General features: G+C 71.3%; 14 protein-coding genes. 8 read left to right on the top strand and 6 right to left on the bottom strand.

The genetic code is table 11. From position 1 onward, the window contains the following. Positions 1-222 precede the first annotated feature (222 nt). From ABH931_RS35290 to ABH931_RS35280, 3 genes are all read right to left on the bottom strand, one after another. A complete protein-coding gene (locus tag ABH931_RS35290; RefSeq protein WP_370122893.1) occupies positions 223-1,764 on the bottom strand; it encodes a DEAD/DEAH box helicase in 1,542 nt (513 codons plus the stop codon). 380 nt (positions 1,765-2,144) lie between these two features. Continuing rightward, on the bottom strand, positions 2,145-2,348 hold the full coding sequence (locus tag ABH931_RS35285; RefSeq protein WP_030918248.1) for a cold-shock protein: 204 nt from the start codon (positions 2,346-2,348) through the stop codon (positions 2,145-2,147). A gap of 342 nt (positions 2,349-2,690) precedes the next feature. Next, on the bottom strand, positions 2,691-2,930 hold the full coding sequence (locus ABH931_RS35280) for a hypothetical protein (protein WP_370122891.1): 240 nt from the start codon (positions 2,928-2,930) through the stop codon (positions 2,691-2,693). 579 nt (positions 2,931-3,509) lie between these two features. Between ABH931_RS35280 and ABH931_RS35275 the strand changes: the two genes are divergently transcribed. Then, positions 3,510-4,661, top strand: coding sequence for an IS30 family transposase (locus ABH931_RS35275; RefSeq protein ID WP_370122888.1), 1,152 nt, complete (start codon positions 3,510-3,512; stop codon positions 4,659-4,661). Between the two features lie 115 nt (positions 4,662-4,776). Here ABH931_RS35275 and ABH931_RS35270 read toward each other — a convergent pair whose 3' ends face one another. Both ABH931_RS35270 and ABH931_RS35265 read right to left on the bottom strand, forming a co-directional pair. Next, positions 4,777-5,145, bottom strand: a complete 369-nt coding sequence (locus tag ABH931_RS35270; RefSeq protein ID WP_370122886.1) for a hypothetical protein — start codon at positions 5,143-5,145, stop codon at positions 4,777-4,779. Between the two features lie 902 nt (positions 5,146-6,047). Continuing rightward, positions 6,048-6,536 carry a DUF6328 family protein gene (locus tag ABH931_RS35265; RefSeq protein WP_370122883.1) on the bottom strand — a complete coding sequence of 163 codons (489 nt, stop codon included), beginning with the start codon at positions 6,534-6,536 and terminating at the stop codon, positions 6,048-6,050. A 464-nt stretch (positions 6,537-7,000) separates the two neighbouring features. On the opposite strand from ABH931_RS35265, the gene ABH931_RS35260 reads away from it, so the two are divergent. Beyond that, on the top strand, positions 7,001-7,366 hold the full coding sequence (locus tag ABH931_RS35260) for a hypothetical protein (RefSeq protein WP_370122882.1): 366 nt from the start codon (positions 7,001-7,003) through the stop codon (positions 7,364-7,366). 197 nt (positions 7,367-7,563) lie between these two features. After that, positions 7,564-8,772 carry an aromatic acid exporter family protein gene (locus tag ABH931_RS35255; RefSeq protein ID WP_370122879.1) on the top strand — a complete coding sequence of 403 codons (1,209 nt, stop codon included), beginning with the start codon at positions 7,564-7,566 and terminating at the stop codon, positions 8,770-8,772. Positions 8,773-8,885: 113 nt separating this feature from the next. Here ABH931_RS35255 and ABH931_RS35250 read toward each other — a convergent pair whose 3' ends face one another. Next, positions 8,886-9,188 carry a hypothetical protein gene (locus ABH931_RS35250; protein WP_370122876.1) on the bottom strand — a complete coding sequence of 101 codons (303 nt, stop codon included), beginning with the start codon at positions 9,186-9,188 and terminating at the stop codon, positions 8,886-8,888. Positions 9,189-9,439: 251 nt separating this feature from the next. Here ABH931_RS35250 and ABH931_RS35245 point away from each other — a divergent pair, with 251 nt between their 5' ends. The 5 genes from ABH931_RS35245 to ABH931_RS35225 all read left to right on the top strand — a co-directional run bounded on the left by ABH931_RS35245 (position 9,440) and on the right by ABH931_RS35225 (position 16,183). Next, positions 9,440-10,111: a maleylpyruvate isomerase family mycothiol-dependent enzyme gene (locus ABH931_RS35245; protein ID WP_370122874.1), complete on the top strand. Its 672-nt coding sequence runs from the start codon at positions 9,440-9,442 to the stop codon at positions 10,109-10,111. A gap of 548 nt (positions 10,112-10,659) precedes the next feature. Next, positions 10,660-11,724 carry a YbhN family protein gene (locus ABH931_RS35240; protein ID WP_370122871.1) on the top strand — a complete coding sequence of 355 codons (1,065 nt, stop codon included), beginning with the start codon at positions 10,660-10,662 and terminating at the stop codon, positions 11,722-11,724. A gap of 193 nt (positions 11,725-11,917) precedes the next feature. Beyond that, positions 11,918-12,343, top strand: a complete 426-nt coding sequence (locus ABH931_RS35235) for a CBS domain-containing protein (protein ID WP_370122868.1) — start codon at positions 11,918-11,920, stop codon at positions 12,341-12,343. A 113-nt stretch (positions 12,344-12,456) separates the two neighbouring features. Beyond that, positions 12,457-13,368: a zinc metalloprotease HtpX gene (htpX, locus tag ABH931_RS35230; protein WP_370122865.1), complete on the top strand. Its 912-nt coding sequence runs from the start codon at positions 12,457-12,459 to the stop codon at positions 13,366-13,368. 274 nt (positions 13,369-13,642) lie between these two features. Then, on the top strand, positions 13,643-16,183 hold the full coding sequence (locus ABH931_RS35225) for an alpha-amylase family glycosyl hydrolase (RefSeq protein WP_370122862.1): 2,541 nt from the start codon (positions 13,643-13,645) through the stop codon (positions 16,181-16,183).

Raw genomic sequence — 16,183 nt, 5'->3', positions numbered from 1 at the left:
CCCGGCGCTACAACGGCCACTTGGGGCGCTTCACGCCCTGCGTCGCGGAGCGGGGGGGGGCGCGGGGGGGGGGGGGGGCCGGGCGCCCCCCCCCCCCCCCCCCCGCCGGGGGGGCCCCCCCCGCGGGGGGCGCCACCTCCTTGTTCCCTGCCGCGGCCGGGGACATCGGTCGGTTCTCCCGGCCATCCCGCACTGAACCGCTGCGTCGCCGGGCAGTCGGCGTTACGCGGCCGAAGCCGCACGCCTGGGGGCAGCGCCGCGGGCCCGATCCGTGGCTTGCCGGTTGCGGCCGGTGTGGGCGGGGCGGCCGCGGTGGTCGCGTCGCGCGGAGGCGCTGCGGCGGGGGCGCTCGACGACGGGGTCGGCGATGACGACGGGAACACCGGTGGGGACGCGGGCACCGGTGACGCGGGCCAGCACCTCGTCGGTGGAGTGGACGTGCGCGGAGGCAGGGGTGATACCGGCGTTGGCCATCATGCGGGCCGTCTGGCGGCGTTGGTGGGGCAGGACCAGGGTGACGACCGTGCCGGACTCGCCGGCCCGGGCGGTGCGTCCGCCGCGGTGCAGGTAGTCCTTGTGGTCGCTGGGCGGGGCCAGGTTGACCACCAGATCGAGCCCGTCGACGTGGATGCCGCGGGCGGCGACGTTGGTGGCGATCAGCGCGGTCACCTGCCCGGCGCGGAACTGCTCGAGCGTTCGGGTGCGCTGGGGCTGGGACTTGCCCGCGTGCAGGGCCGCGGCCTTCACCCCCTTCGCGAGCAGGTCCGCCACGAGACGGTCCGCGTCGTGCCTGGTGTCGGTGAACATGATCACCCCGCCGTCGCGGGAGGCGATGCGGGCGATCGTGGCGTCCTTGTCCGCGTTCTGCACATGCAGCAGGTGGTGCTCCATCGTGCTGACCGCCGCCGCGGACGGATCGACCGAGTGGGTGACGGGGTCCTTGAGGAACCGGTGCACCAGGCGGTCGACGTTGCGGTCCAAGGTGGCGGAGAACAGCATCGTCTGGCAGCCGTCGGCCACCTGGTCGAGCAGTTCGGTCACCTGCGGCAGGAAGCCCATGTCGGCCATCTGGTCGGCCTCGTCCAGCACCGTGATCCCGACCTGGTCCAGAAGGCAGTCGCCGCGCTGGATCAGGTCCTTGAGTCGACCCGGGGTGGCCACTACGACCTCTGCCCCACGGTTCACCTCCCGCGCCTGCCGGTTGATCGACGTCCCGCCGACCACGGTCGTCATCCGCAACCGCACAGCGTCCGCGTACGGGGTCAACGCCTCGGTGACCTGCTGCGCCAGCTCACGCGTGGGCACCAGCACCAGGGCCAGCGGCCGGCGCGGCTCGGCCCGCCGACCCGCGGTACGGCCCAGCACAGCCAGGCCGAACGCGATGGTCTTGCCCGAACCCGTACGCCCGCGGCCCAGCACGTCACGGCCGGCCAGGGCGTTCGGCAGCGTCGCGGCCTGGATCGGGAACGGCGAGGTGACGCCCTGTCGGGTCAGCACCGACAGCAGCGCCTTCGGCATGTCGAGCTCGCCGAACGACCCGACGGCAGGCAGCGCCGGTGCGACCGTGACCGGAACCGCGAACTCGCCCTGCGGAGCGTCGCCCTGACGCCCCCTTGCGGCGGACGACGACCGTGCGTTCCCGGAACGGGCACCATAGAAGGCACCACCGGCGGAGCGGGACCCCTGGGCCCGGCCGCCGGGCCGTGAGCCGTCTGCGGGTCGGGAGCCGGTGTCCTGGCGCGAAGAGCGATGTGCATGAATCATGCGGAGACCTTCCTCGGGGCGGCACGTCACCAGAGAGGTTTCCGCGGCGCGGGGCGCAGGCGGAGGCCGCGAGAGGACGGGCCGAAAATGTGACGGATGGTGCGTGGATGATGCAACCGTGCGGCGCGTCGCCTACCGTCGGCGCTCACCGTGATGGACGGGAGCGGAGAACCTCGAACGGTGGGACGGTGCGGCTCGACGACGATCCGGACGTCGATCTGGACTGCGTCGCTGCGCGTGACGCGCGGGAAGGGCCGCCGACGGCGGAACCCGGGGCCTGAACGGCCGGAGACGGGTGGTGACGCAATGCCGAGGGGCCCGCACCGGGCATGTACGCGGTGCGGGCCCCTCGCTGCTGGGCGGGTGCCTCGGCAGAAGAACTACAGCGGACGAATGTTCTCCGCCTGCGGGCCCTTCTGGCCCTGCGTGACGTCGAACTCGACCTTCTGGCCCTCGAGCAGCTCACGGAAGCCGTTGGCGTTGATGTTCGAGTAGTGGGCGAAGACGTCCGGGCCGCCACCCTCCTGCTCGATGAAGCCGAAGCCCTTTTCCGCGTTGAACCACTTCACAGTGCCATTAGCCATAAAAAAAATCTCCTTCAAGGGGCTGTCCGAAGCACGCACAGCGCGGGCTCCGAGTCGCCGCGATGAGCACCCACCCGAAAACACCGGGAAACAAAAATGCGCCTGCGAAACATCAGCAGGCGCACACAAAGTTCATGGGAACCACTACTGCAACTCATGCAACTCTAGCAGGCCGCGGCCGGCACCGACGGGATATTTCACCCCCAGTTCCGCGAGCACGTCTGCGCCGCCACCACCCACCCGGTCTCCGGTCCCACCAACCCACCATGACAGCAGGCTGGTTGAGCGCCCGGCCGTCGGCGTCCGACGCTCGGCGGATCCACTTCCGCGCGTGGGAGTTGACTACTCCCACACGTCGGAGCTGCCACCGATCCACTGGACCATGTGCTCGGCGTCGAGGTCGAGCTCGTCCAAGCCGGCGCGTCGGCAGAACTCCGCCACGTCAGCGAGCTCGTAGGCCTTCCCGACATGCTCGCCGAGGATGTCCACACGTCGGTAGGGGCCGGCCGTCGCGTCGGCCTGAACCGGGTGCACGACCACGTGCGCATGATGTTCCGCGTCGAAGGACAGTTCATCGCTCATGCCTCCAACCTGCCCCAGCCGAAGACAGGCCGCAGCCCGGGACGTGCGCACACCCGGCAGCAGGGTGACCGTCCCAGCGGCAGCGACGGCGCGCGGCCCCCATCGGCCACGCGCGCCTACCCCTCGGTCGCGTGCCGTTCGCTGTCGTGGTGCCCGCGCAGTTCATCGCACACGACACACGGCATGGCGCCGCCCTCAGGGCGCCGGTCCCCGGCCCGAACGGGTTTGCCGCAGATACAGACCGCGTCCTGCGGAGCCACGCGAGCGCCGTCGAAGGCCGGGTAGCACCGTACACAGATGATGTGCCGCAACCGGTCGCTTGCGCCGGTGGAGCGCGCGGGGTCTGGGGTGGCCCTCGTCGCGGGGGCGGATTCTCTCGCAGCGGGCTTCATCCTGCGGCCTCCGATCGCTCGGCTGCTGTACCACGGCGACCCCGACACGCACGCGGTGCCGGACCGGACGCCCTTGGCCACCGCGACGTGTGAGCAGCCACCGCGCACCTACCCACCCGTTCACAAACAAAGCTCCGGTGCACTCAACCGGTCAGCGCAACACCCCAGATAGGAGAGGGTGTGGCGTATGGCAAGGATGGGTCGTCCGGGGATGTCGGACGCGCAGAAGCGTGAGTTGTGGGACCGCTGGAAGGCCGGCGAGTCGATCAGTGCGATCTCCCGGGCCCTGGGGCGGCCACCCGGCTCGGTCTTCACGATCCTCAAGTCGAACGGCGGCTACGTCCCGCCGGTCCGCGCGCGTCGGCCCGGGTTCCTGACCGACGCCGAACGCGAGCTGATCTCCCGGGGCCTGGCCCGCGGGGACTCGATGCGCGCGATCGCCCGGTCCCTGGGACGGGCCGCCTCCACCGTCAGCCGTGAAATCAGCCGCAACAAGGGCACTGAGCACTACCGGGCCGTCGACGCGGAGGACCGGGCATGGCAACGCGCCCGGCGCCCCAAGCTCTGCCTGCTGGCCTTGAACGAACCCCTGCGGGAGATGGTTGCCGCTCGCCTGGCCGACGACTGGTCGCCTGAGCAGATAGCCGGCCATCTGGCGAAGGCGCATCCCGACGCCCCCGGGATGCGGATCAGCCACGAGACCATCTACAAATCCCTGCTCATGCAGACCCGCGGAGTACTGGCCAAGTCCCTGCAGCAGCACCTGCGTTCAGGACGCCCGACCCGCCGCAACATCCACAACACTGTAACCGGCCAGTGGCGCTCGCAGATCAAGAAGGCGACCCCGATCCACGAGCGGCCCGCTGAAGTGCGCGACCGCCTCGTCCCCGGGCACTGGGAGGGAGACCTGGTCATGGGAAGCGCAGTCACCCAGATCGCCACCCTCGTCGAGCGGACCACCCGCTTCACTCTGCTCGTCCAACTGGACGGCCGGGACACCGCCACCGTCACCGCACGGGTGTCCGCCGCGATGCTGACCCTGCCCGTCCACCTGCGCAAGACCCTGACCTGGGACCGCGGCATGGAGCTGGCCGCGCACAAGGACCTGACAGCGGCCACCGGCCTGGCTGTCTACTTCGCCGACCCGCAGAGCCCCTGGCAGCGAGGCACCAACGAGAACACCAACCGCCCCCTGCGCCAGTACTTCCCCAAGCGCACCACGATGGCCGGCCATACCCAGCAGGACCTCGACCGCATCGCCGAGCGCCTTAACACTCGCCCCCGGAAGACCCTCGACTACGACACCCCAGCCGATAAGATCACAGCACTGTTGCGCTGACCGATTGAGTGCACCCCCCGTTGGCCCGTGCCACGGCTCCCAACGCCCGCAGCAGCGGAGACCAAGAACAGTCACCGGCCGCACCGAGGCTGAGCGGTCGGGCCGGACCGCTCGCTCACGCCCGCTCGATCTCGAACCGGACGGCCTTGCCGCCGGTCCGCGGTGCATGGTGCGAAGTACCTGGTCCGGCCCCGCGTCCCGGCCCAGGTCCCGGCCCGACGTGGCTCTGCGCGGACGGCGACAGCCGAGAGCCCGCCCCGGCGGGCAGTTCGGCGGTCTCGGCCGCGTAGCGAGCCCAGCACTGCGGGCAGCGCAGCTCCGCCTCCACGGCCCAGGCGTCCGCGATCGGGCGAACGTCCGCGACCGGCTCCGTCAGACGACGGCACAGGCCGGTCAGACGACGAGCGGGAACGATGTGCCACTGGCCGACCCTCCGACCCGGGTTCGCCGGCCGGTGCTCGGCTCGCAGCTCGTAGGCACTCATCCCAAGGTCTCCTCACGATTCCCGTCCGCACCGGACCAGGCGGGCACATCGGGCGGATATCCGCGCCGGACGACGCCAAACGCGGCGCTCGTGTCGAGTGCTGGCAGCGCGCCCGGCTCACGAGTGACACGGCCGCTCCTGGTGGCGCCTCAGCCCCGGGTCCGACCCGGTCGGCCCGCCCGCGAACGGCGCGGCAGCGTCAGCCTCGGAGATACCGAAGGGGGCCTCGACCGAGCCGCGTGAGCCAACCCACCGGCCCGGAGCGCGGGTGGGCACGCTTCGGGCGGGTAGACGCGAACCAGGCTCCTCCCGAGGCACGAGACCCGGGTCTGCACCCGGCGCCCGGGAAGAGGCCGGGACGGAGGACGCAATGACCTACTGGAGTGAAGTCCGCATAGAGGAGGACCGGTTCGGCGCAGCGCGTGTTCTGGCGCCGGCGACCGGGGAGGAACTGTGGGTGACCGCCCAGGAGTGCGCTGACCAGCACCTCCTCGCCGAACTGAAGGGGCGGTTCGTCATGCACGAGGAAACCGATGCCCTACCGGGTCGAGGTCCGCGTCTGGTCGGACCACGTGGACGGCGCACCGGCTGCGACCGCCGCCTGGGACTCGGAACACGGCTTCCTGAAACCGAGCGGAATCGCCTGAAGGCGCTCCGAACCGGCCGAGGCCGCTCCAGGGGTGGCCTCGGCCCCAGTCACCCCGACCAGCCCAGGTGCCATGGCGGGCAGGCGCGCTTCCACCGGAACTCAACGAAAGTGGTGCGCGCCCCTCGGCGAGCGTGCCGCTCGGCGGACGGTTCGTACGTGTACCCATCCGCGCCTCGGCCTTCGGCCCCGAGACTGCGCCGGCCCCGCCCGCGTCGGGGTTATCGTGCGGATGTGACCTTGCAACGGCCCTGGGTCAAGCCCCCGGACCAGGACCGTGGCGGTGCTTCAGGAAGAGAGGCAGCGCGACCCAGCACAGTGCGAACCAGGTCAGCACCGTGCCCGCCACGAACCAGGCCGCCCACCCGAGCCCCGCAACCCGCAGCAGCAGGAGCAGCGCGCAGCCCACGGCCAGGGCGAGCAGGGCCGCGCCCAGGCCGACGAGATGGCTGACGGCCCTCACCATGCGGGGTTTGACATGGCGCCCAGCAAGGATGCGGTGGTAGGTCACCGGGGCGATCAGGGTGCCCGTGGCCACCGCCCCCAGAACCACGATCACGACATAGAGGCCGCGGTCGAAGCCGTGCAGTCGAGAGAAACGGTCCGTGAAGGCGACGGAGAGCAGGAAGCCGAACATGATCTGCGCCCCGGTCTGAGCGATGCGTACCTCCTGGACCAGGTCGGTCCAGCGGCGGTCCGCGGCCTCCTCCACGGTCTCGTGGCGGCCCCGTTCGAACTCGGGCATGCCGTATCTCCGCTTCGTCAGATTCCGCCTGCGCCGTTGTCCTCGCACGTGGCGGCATGGTGTCAGGCCGAGACCAGGTGCCCCGTTCCGTCGGGGGCAGTGTGATCACCGGCCGGGGCCGGGTCGGCCTGGTGGTGGGGGCGGCACGGGGTCGGGGCCGAGAGGCTCCGGCCGCGGCGGCGGTAGCGGGTCCGGTCCCAACGGCTCAGGGCGCGGCCCGGGGCCCGGGCCCGGCTGCGGGCCGCCCGGCGGCGGGGGTGTCGGGGTCGGCGGGACCGGGTCGGGGTGGGATGGATCAGCGGCGTCTGGCATGGTTCTCAGTCCTCCGTCGTTCGGATCCGGGACCTGCCCGGGCAGGGCGCCTACCCGGGTGCTGCCGATCGAAGCGCGCACGCGAAGCACGGGACGATGCGGCGGCCCGGCAGCCGCCCGAGGTCTCCGCCGTCCCCAGGTGAGCAACCGCGATGACCGACTCCAGGACACTGCTGCGGTCCGCCCGCCGCACTCAGCCGCTGGACGACGCGCAGAACGGGGTCGCGCCGCCCTCGGAGACGGGCGAACTGCTGGCGGCCAACACCTGGTGGGCGGCGCGGCACGGCCTGGAGGCCACGCTGTGCGATCCTCGCGACGGACGACAGCGCAGCGCGGAGGCCGTCGTCGCGCTGCTGGACCGCACGGAACGCGCGCTGTCCGCGGCAGCCGGCCTCGAAGCCGTGCGGAGCGCCGTCGGTCGCCTGCTGCGACTCGGCTCACCCGCTCATCGCCAACGTGCGGCCTACCGCAGAGGCGGCGTCCGGGGTGTGCTGGAGCTGATCACCGGCGACTGGTGAACCCCGGGAGCGTGGCCGACACCGTTGTCCGTGGCCGACCGCGCGGCTCCTGCTGGCGACTCGAACCACTTCCGCACGCCCTTTGTTCGGCGCAGCCCGGCACAGGACGCCCCACCACCACAAGCTCACACTTCCTACGGTCTAGCCCGACCGGGTCAATGCGGGATCAGATCGGGCGGGCGGGGCATACGTAGGTGGTGTCCGGCCTCCCGAGCGCCCTGAACCGAGCTCGCCGCGACCCCGTCGTCGTCCAGACGCTGCGGGCCACCGTCGCGGCGACCCTCTCCTACGCCGTCGCCGAACAGCTGAGCAACCAGCCCGCGCCGCTCACCGCGCCCCTGACCACCCTGCTCGTCGTCCAGGTGACGCTCTACTCGACGCTCACCACCAGCGCCCGGCGGGTCGTCTCCGTCGTGGCCGGAGTGGTCCTCGCGATCGGGTTCAGCTCGGTCGTCGGACTGTCCTGGTGGAGCCTCGGGCTGATCATCCTGGCTTCGTTGACGCTGGGCCAGTTCATCCGGGTGGGCGAGTTCGTGCAGGAAGTCGCGATCAGCGCGATGCTCGTGCTGGGCGTCACCCAGCTCGCCTCGCAGGCCTGGGACCGGGTGCTGGAGACACTGATCGGGGCCGGGGTCGGGCTCGCCTTCAACCTGCTGCTCGCCCCGCCCGTCTGGGTGGAGAGCGCAGGCGAGTCCATCGAGGACCTCGCCCGCCGGGTCCGCCAGATGCTGCTCCGCCTGGGCGAGGAGCTGGACCGCCCCACCCCCGTCGCCCGCGCCGCCGAGCGGCTGCACGACGCGCGCCGCCTGGACCACCACATCGCCGAGGTGGACGCCGCGCTGCGCCAGGCCGAGGACAGCCTGCGGCTCAACCCGCGCATCAGCGAGCCGCTCCTGTCCCGGGTGGTGCTGCGCACCGGCCTGGACACCCTGGAGATCTGCGTCGTGGTCGTGCGCGTCCTCGCCCGCTCGCTGACCGACCTCGCCAAACGGCGCGATGCCGAGGAGCCCCTCTTCGACCGCGAGATCGCCGCCGGCCTGCGGGACGTGCTCGGGCATCTCGGCGACGCCCTGGTCAGCTTCGGCGTCCTGGTGACCACCCAGGTGAGCCGGGACGCGGAGGGCGCCGAGGCGCGGCTCGCCGCCGAGCTGCAGGCGGCCTGGGACAGCCGCGACCACGTGGCAGAGCTGCTGCTGCGGCAGGTCGAGCGCCACCCGCTCGCCTGGCAGCTCCACGGCGCACTGCTCGCGGAGATCGACCGGATCCTCGACGAACTCGACCTGGAGCACCGGACCCGCAGGCTGATGGAGGAACTGGACCGAGGCGGAGCCCTGCGCCGCCGGGCGGGCCTGCCGGCCCGCCTGCGCCGCCTCGCCCGGGGCGAACCCTTCCGGCCTCCGCGCTGACGTGTCACCGACCGCAGTTCGGCGATCCGCGTGCGACACGGCCTGCCGCCGGACCAGGCGGAGACTGACATGCACGGCGCCGCCACGACATCACCCGGGACGCCGCCCCCGATTCAGGCCGGGAAGTTCCGCTCCTCGAGCAGGTCGAGGTTGCGGAACACCGGGGGGCTGTCGCAGAGCTCCGCGAGCCGCGCCGCGAACTCCGCCGTCTCCGGGCGGTTCGAGTTGTCCATCGCCTGCTCGTAGGAGGGGAACTCCACGATGTTCAGGTACACGTTCTCCCTGTCACGGTCACGCGCCTGCAAGGCCCGCGACGCCATGCGGTTGCCCGCGTTCTTTTCGACCCAGCTGTCCAGTAGGGCGTTGAACTCGTCGATGCGACCGGTCTTGAACTCGATGATCTGAACGAACCTCATCGCTCGGTTCCTCCTCGGGTCAGCGGCTCGGCAGCCGGCTGTCTCGTTCAGCGTCCATCAGAGGCGGGTGCTCGGCGCGCCGCCTCGCCGACACCGACCCGGATAGGTGTCTGCCGCGGGGACCGAGAGGTGGACGAGCGCAGGCGGCAGAACCCTTGTGCAACCCAGACAAGGGGCCCATGTGCGAGGCTTCGCTCTACCGGCGCCCCGATCGGCGCGCGCCGACGCCCAAGCTCGGGAGCTGTGACCGCATGCCGTCCTCAACGCCCACGCCGGCCAGCGGCCCCCGGCCCACGGCCGCGACCTGGGAGCAGATCCACGTCGAGCGTGCCGCCCTGGCCGGCGACCTGGCTCGACTGGACGAGCGTCAGTGGGCGACCGCGTCCCTCTGCGACGGGCTCACGGTCCGCGAGGTGCTCGCGCACATGACCGCAGGTGCGAGTCTCACCCCCGCGCGGTGGATGGCAGGTGTGATCCGCTGCCGCTTCGACTTCGACCGGCAGGTCGCCCTGCGGCTGGCCGAGCAGATGGGCGCCGATCCGGCCGAGACGCTCGCGCGGTTCCGCCGCGCGATCACCAACACGGTCAAACCGCCCCTGCCGAGAACGGCGATGCTCGGGGAGACGGTGGTCCACGCGGAGGACATCCGCCGACCGCTCGGCATCGAGCATGCCTACGCGCTCGACTCCCTGACCGCCGTCGCCGTGTACTACCAGGGCTCCGACCTGCCAGTCCTCTCCAGGAAGCGCTCCGCCGGACTGCGGCTGACAGCCACCGACGGCCCTTTCGCCGCCGGTGAGGGTCCTCGCGTGTCCGGCACCACCCTGGCCTTGATCATGGCGATGGCCGGTCGCGCAGCCTACTGCGATCAGCTCGACGGTGAGGGGGTCGCCACCCTGAGCGGGCGTCAGACCCTGGCTTGAGTGCGCCGCGCCACAGCCGGACGGCCCCGCGACGATCGCCTCGCCCGCGACCGGTTCGGTCGCGCACCGCACTGGGGTGTGCACCACGGGAACCGGCGTCCGGAGCAGTGAGACCGCGCACCCGCGTGGTCCGGCGCTGCCCGGCCGCCGGTCCAGACGCCGGCCGATCCCGGCGTCTTGGCAGGGCCGGGGGAACCCTGCACGTCCAGCTTCCCTTCGAAACCCCTCCCCTCACATGGGCCTCACGGCCCCCGGCCGACCGCCGGACGGCCCCTGCGGGAATCCGCTCTGTGGGACGACCGCGACGGGCGACAGCGCATGGTGCACGACGGCATGCTTCGTACACCCGTCCACACGTGGGTCGCGGCCACCGCGAATGCGGCGGCCACGCGGACTACGATCGAGAGGCGAGACGCCGTGCGAGTCGCTGATGCCCCCACGCTCCGCCGATCCCAGGGAAGCCGGCCGCCATGCCCGACAACCTGCACCGCCGCCCCTCGACGCCGTCGCCGGCGAACTGACCGGCCCACGTCAGCGGCGACGGGAAGGTGTCCGGGCTGACCGGGACGGCGGGGTCGGGTGCCCCCACCCCTGGCCCCGATCCGCCACGCCGAACCTGGCGGCGCTGGCTGTGGTGGCTCAGCACGGCCGCCGTGGTGGCGGCCGGCGGGCTGCTGGCGACCAAGCACCGGAGCGAACTGCATGCCGCGCTCGGACTGCTGAACCAGGTCGACCTGAACCGGCTCGCCGCAGCCGGCGCGCTGGAGGCCGCCTCAGTGCTCGCCCTGGCCGCCCTGGAACGGCGGCTGCTGCGGGCGGCAGGCTTCCGAATCGGCCTGGGTGTCGTGACCGCGGTCGTCGCCGGTGCCAACGCGATGACCGGGGTGCTGCCGGGCGGCGGCGTGCTGTCACTGGGGTGGACGGTGCGGCAGCTCCAGCGCCGTGGCATCGCCTTCGCGTCCGCGGCGGCGGCACTCGCGGCGGCAGGCGCGGTGAGCGTGACCGTGCTCGTGGCGCTGCTCACGCTCGGCGCGCTGATCGCCGATCCCGCGGGCCCCGCGCCGGGCCTGCGACAGGGCGTGCTGATCGGCGTCGGAACGTGCGCGGCGCTCGGGCTGCTGCTGGGCACGCTGACGCTGTCGTCGCGGCTGCGCGGCGCCGTCGTCCACGGCTGGCGACACCTCGGGACGGGCCGGGCCGGTGTCGTCCGGTTCCAGGACTCGGTCGAGGGCATCGGACACGAGCTGCGCCGCCTCGGCCCCGGTCCGCGCGGCTGGGGGCGTCCGCTGCTGCTGTCCGCATTGAACTGGGGCGGCGACGCGGCCTGTCTGCTCTGTTGCCTGTGGGCGCTGCACCTCCCGATCCCGTGGCGCGGCTTCCTGCTGGCCTACACGCTGACCCAGCTCCTGGGCAGCCTGCGGCTGACACCGGGGAATCTCGGCGTCACCGAGGCGTCGTTGACCGCGTTGCTGGTCCTGTACGGCCTGCCGGCCGGTCAGGCGATCGCGGCGACCCTGCTGTACCGGGGCTTGAGCTTCTGGGCGCTCCAGCCGGTCGGTTGGTCGTGCTGGCTGACGCTCACCCTCCACACGCCGCGCTCTCCGAAAGAGTGAGCGGGCGCCGGGTGGACGCGGGCGCGCCGCCCAGCGCCCGAACCCGGCGGCGTGCAGGGGCGGCACGTCGGATCCCGCCCCCCAAGCGAAGCGTAGCCCTCGCGTCACGGGGCAGGAGCCATGGTGGACCGAAACGTTCCGGCCCGGCACTCCCTCGGACATCCCCCGTGCACAACGAGGAACGGAGCCGGTCATGAGCCATGCGAGAGACCTGATGCACGCGGGCGTGGCCTGCGTACGCGAGGAGGAGACGCTCGCCACGGCGGCGCGGCGGATGCGCGAACTCGACGTCGGCGCACTGCCCGTCTGCGGCGCCGACGAGCGGCTGCACGGCATCGTCACCGACCGTGACATCGTCATCAAGTGCGTGGCCGACGGAATGGACCCGAACACGGTGACCGCCGGCGCCCTCGCCCAGGGCAAGCCGGTCACCGTCGACGTGGAGACGGAGGCCGACGAGGTGCTGGAGCTCATGGCCGAGTACCGCATCCGCCGGATGCCCGTCACCGAGGACCACCGCCTGGTCGGCATGATCACCGAGGCGGACCTGTCGCGGCACCTCGGCGAGTGGCGTGTCGGCCATCTCGTCGAGGCGGTCTGCGCCACCGCAACCGCTTGAGGCATGCACCGACGGGCCTCCGTCACCCCGCGTCGGGACGGAGCCCGCGGCGAAGAAGGCCGAGCTCGCGTCCGGTGGCGGGGAGAGCAAGGCTCCGAGGAGAGGTGGTCCCGGTGCGCTCACGCTTCGCTCCCGACCGGCAGCTGACCACGCGCATGGTCGTCGTGCTGGTGCTGCTCGTCCTGCTCTACGCGGCGTTCGTCGCCGCGCTGGTGCTGCTGCTCAAGTCCGTCGTGCTGATCGTGGTCATCGCCGCCGGGGTTCTGGTCACGCAGTACTGGTTCTCGGACCGGATGGCCATGTTCGCGATGCGCGCCCACGAGGTCACGGCCGAGGAGGAACCCCGGCTGCACGGCACGGTCGACAGGCTCTGCGCGCTGGCTGACATGCCCAAGCCCCGGGTGGCGGTGTCCGAGACGGACCTGCCGAACGCCTTCGCCACCGGCCGCAGCGCGGACCACGCCGTCCTGTGCGTGACACGTGGCCTGCTTCGCCGGCTCGAAGGCGACGAACTCGACGGCGTGCTGGCCCACGAGCTGTCGCACATCGCCCACCGGGACGTCTCGGTGATCACCATCGCCTCGTTCCTCGGTGTGCTGGCCGGGCTGATGGTGCGGATGGCCTTCTACTCCGAGCTGCTCGGCGGCCGCGGCCGCCGCGACCAGAACACGGCCGCGCTGTTCGCCCTGGTCATGGTCGTCTCCGGGGCCGTCTACCTGATCAGCCTCATGCTCATCCGCGCCCTTTCCCGGTACCGGGAGCTGGCGGCTGACCGATCGGCGGCCCAACTGACCGGCCGCCCTTCGGCGCTGGCCTCCGCGCTGGTCAAGGTGAGCGGCGACATCGCCCGGATCCCCAGCCAGGACCTGCGGACCGCGCAGGCGTTCAACGCGTTCTTCTTCACTCCGGCGCTGTCCGGGGACTCTCCCCTGGTGGCCGCCTTCTCCACCCACCCGAGCCTGCAGAAGCGCCTCGACGCACTCGCCCGGCTCTCCAAGGAGCTGGGCGAGCAGGTCGGCCCGTAGGAGCAAGTTCTACGCCGACGGCAAGGTCTGACCGGGTTCGCCCCTGCCGAGGCGCGGGCCGCACGGGATCACCCGGGCGGTCGGTCTGCCTCTGCGACGGCTCCGCCGGTCCGGGGCGCCGCGCGGGCGGATGCCGGGTCGACGCGCGGCCGGGACCTGGGCGATTGAATGGGTTTGCAGCAAGTTACAAAGAAGTTTCTGCAAGTGTCTTGACGCGCCGCCGGGCGGGCGAGATGGTCATCGCCATCCCCCACCCCACCCGAGGCGCCCTCTCATGAGACCCACCTTCTTCACGCGCGCGGCGACGCTCGCCGCGACCCTCGCACTGCTCGGCGGCGGCGCGGTCACCCGCTCCGCTCCGGCCCTGGCCGACACCCCGGCGCAGGTCAGCCTGCCCGCGACCTTCGACACCGCGATCGGTTGCTCCGCCACCTGGCAACCGGCCTGCTCCCAGGCGGAGATGACGCTCGCCGGCGACGGCCGATGGAAGGCGACGCTGAACCTGCCCGCCGGCAGCTGGTCGTACAAGATCGCCGTGAACAACGGCTGGACCGTCAACTACGGCGCCGGCGGGGCGCCCGGCGGTGCCAACATCAACATCACCGTGCCCACCGGCGGCGAGCAGGTGACCTTCGTCTACGACCCCGACACCCACGTCGTCACCGACAACTCCGCCATGCCGGTCGTCACCGCGACCGGCGACTGGCAGACCGCGGCGGGGTGCACCACCACCTGGTCCGCCACCTGTGCGAACACCATCATGACGGACCCGAACGGCACCGGTGTCTCCACCTGGTCCACCACCGCCATCCCGGCAGGCAGCTGGAACACCAAGGTCACCCTGGGACAGTCCTGGACCACCAACTACGGCGCCGGCGGCGCCGCGAACGGCGTCAACATCCCGTTCACCGTGCCCGCCGCCGGGGACACCACGACGTTCTCGTACAACGAGTCCACGCACCTGATGACGGTGGTGAGCAACGCCGGGGCCACCGCGCCGCTCAACACGCTCGGCGCGCTCTACAGCTCGTCCGCGACCACCTTCCGGCTCTGGTCACCGGACAGCTCCAACGTCACCGTCACGGTCGGCGGCACCAGCCACCCGATGAGCGCGACCACGCTGCCGGGCTACTCCGGCGTCTACCAGGCCGTGGTCAGCGGGAACCTGCTGGACCAGGACTACCAGTTCTCCGTCAACGGCGTCGCCGTCCCGGACCCGTACGCGCAGATGGTCGTGCCGAACACCACCCAGGGCGTCGTCGTCGACACCGCCGCCGTCACCCCCACGGACGGCGGCTGGGACCCGCGGCCCGCCCTGGTCAACCGCACGGACGCGGTCGTCTACGAGTTGAGCGTGCACGACTACACCGTCGACCCGAGCTCGGGCGTGGACGCCGCCAAGCGCGGCAAGTTCCTCGGCCTGGTCGAGAACGGCACCACCTACGACGGCGTCAGCACCGGCATCGACCACCTCAAGCAGCTGGGCGTCACGGCCGTCCAGATCATGCCCTCGTTCGACTTCGGCAGCACCGTGCCCAACTGGGGCTACGACCCGGTGGACTACAACGTCCCCGAGGAGCAGTACTCGCAGTTCACCGCGCCGGAGGACCGCATCCGCGAGTTCAAGGACATGGTCAACGCGTTCCACAGGAACGGCATCCGGGTGATCATGGACGTGGTCTACAACCACACCTACACCAAGAGCGTGTTCGGCAACATCACCGGAAAGTACTACAACTCGACCGACCTGTCCGGAACCGGCGACTCGATCGACGACGGCAACCCCATGGTCAGCCAGATGATCCAGGACTCCCTGGAGCACTGGGTGCGCGACTACAACGTCGACGGCTTCCGTTTCGACCTGGCCGGCGTGCACTACTACAACAACGTCTACCAGTGGGCCAACTACCTCCAGACCACCTACGCCGACCGCGACCTGATGATGTACGGCGAGCCCTGGAACGGCGGGGCGAGCGACCCGAACGAGCCGCAGAAGGTGCGCTACGGGAACATGCCCGCGCTGTCGCCGGTCCACTTCGGCGCCTTCAACGGCGTCTACCGCGACGCGATCCGCGGCGGCACGAACGACAACGTCTTCGGATACATGGGCAACAACGGCAACCCCTCGGCCATCGCCTTCGGCATGACCGGCTCGCCGACCGACGCCGACAGCACGGCCACCGTCTCCAACCTGTGGACCCCGGCGTTCGCGGTCAACCCCGAACAGACGATGAACTACGTGTCCATCCACGACAACCTGAACCTCTACGACAAGATCACCTACTCGGGCGCGACCGGCGGGGCCACCGGCACGGCCGGGGCGATCGACAAACTGGCCGTCGGAACCATCCTCGCCTCACAAGGGGTGCCGATCATCGCCGAGGGCGACGAGTTCCTGCGCTCGAAGGTGGTGAACGGCGACTACACCACGGCGATGAACTCCTACGACGCCCCCGACACGGTCAACGCGATCCACTGGGGCGACATGATCACCAACGCGAACATCGTCAGCTACTACCGGGACGCCATCGCACTGCGCAAGGCCACCGCCTCGCTGCGGCTGACGACCTGGTCCGCCGTCAAGAACCAGATCGCGACGCAGGTCAACGGCTCGGTGGTGATCGCCGAGATCAGCTCGAACCCGGCCGCGCCGACGACGTACGACACCGTGATCGTGGTGAACCCGACCACCAGCGCCTACAACGCCACCCTGCCGACCGGGACCTGGACCAAGGTGCTGAACGCGAGCGGCGCCACTTCCTCGACCGGCAGCTCCTGCGACCCCCAGGCGGTGACGGTCTTCACCGCGAGCTGA

The organism is Streptacidiphilus sp. MAP12-33, from assembly GCF_041261265.1.
In the GTDB taxonomy this organism is placed as follows: domain Bacteria; phylum Actinomycetota; class Actinomycetes; order Streptomycetales; family Streptomycetaceae; genus Streptacidiphilus.
Note: the sequence above shows the minus strand (reverse complement) of the source record. Positions and strands in the feature narration are given on the sequence as shown.

Coding starts and splice junctions, on each gene's coding strand:
- ABH931_RS35290 (WP_370122893.1), bottom strand. CDS start 1,764: ATGATTCATGCACATCGCTCTTCGCGCCAGGACACCGGCTCCCGACCC.
- ABH931_RS35285 (WP_030918248.1), bottom strand. CDS start 2,348: ATGGCTAATGGCACTGTGAAGTGGTTCAACGCGGAAAAGGGCTTCGGC.
- ABH931_RS35280 (WP_370122891.1), bottom strand. CDS start 2,930: ATGAGCGATGAACTGTCCTTCGACGCGGAACATCATGCGCACGTGGTC.
- ABH931_RS35275 (WP_370122888.1), top strand. CDS start 3,510: ATGGCAAGGATGGGTCGTCCGGGGATGTCGGACGCGCAGAAGCGTGAG.
- ABH931_RS35270 (WP_370122886.1), bottom strand. CDS start 5,145: ATGAGTGCCTACGAGCTGCGAGCCGAGCACCGGCCGGCGAACCCGGGT.
- ABH931_RS35265 (WP_370122883.1), bottom strand. CDS start 6,536: ATGCCCGAGTTCGAACGGGGCCGCCACGAGACCGTGGAGGAGGCCGCG.
- ABH931_RS35260 (WP_370122882.1), top strand. CDS start 7,001: ATGACCGACTCCAGGACACTGCTGCGGTCCGCCCGCCGCACTCAGCCG.
- ABH931_RS35250 (WP_370122876.1), bottom strand. CDS start 9,188: ATGAGGTTCGTTCAGATCATCGAGTTCAAGACCGGTCGCATCGACGAG.
- ABH931_RS35245 (WP_370122874.1), top strand. CDS start 9,440: ATGCCGTCCTCAACGCCCACGCCGGCCAGCGGCCCCCGGCCCACGGCC.
- ABH931_RS35235 (WP_370122868.1), top strand. CDS start 11,918: ATGAGCCATGCGAGAGACCTGATGCACGCGGGCGTGGCCTGCGTACGC.
- ABH931_RS35225 (WP_370122862.1), top strand. CDS start 13,643: ATGAGACCCACCTTCTTCACGCGCGCGGCGACGCTCGCCGCGACCCTC.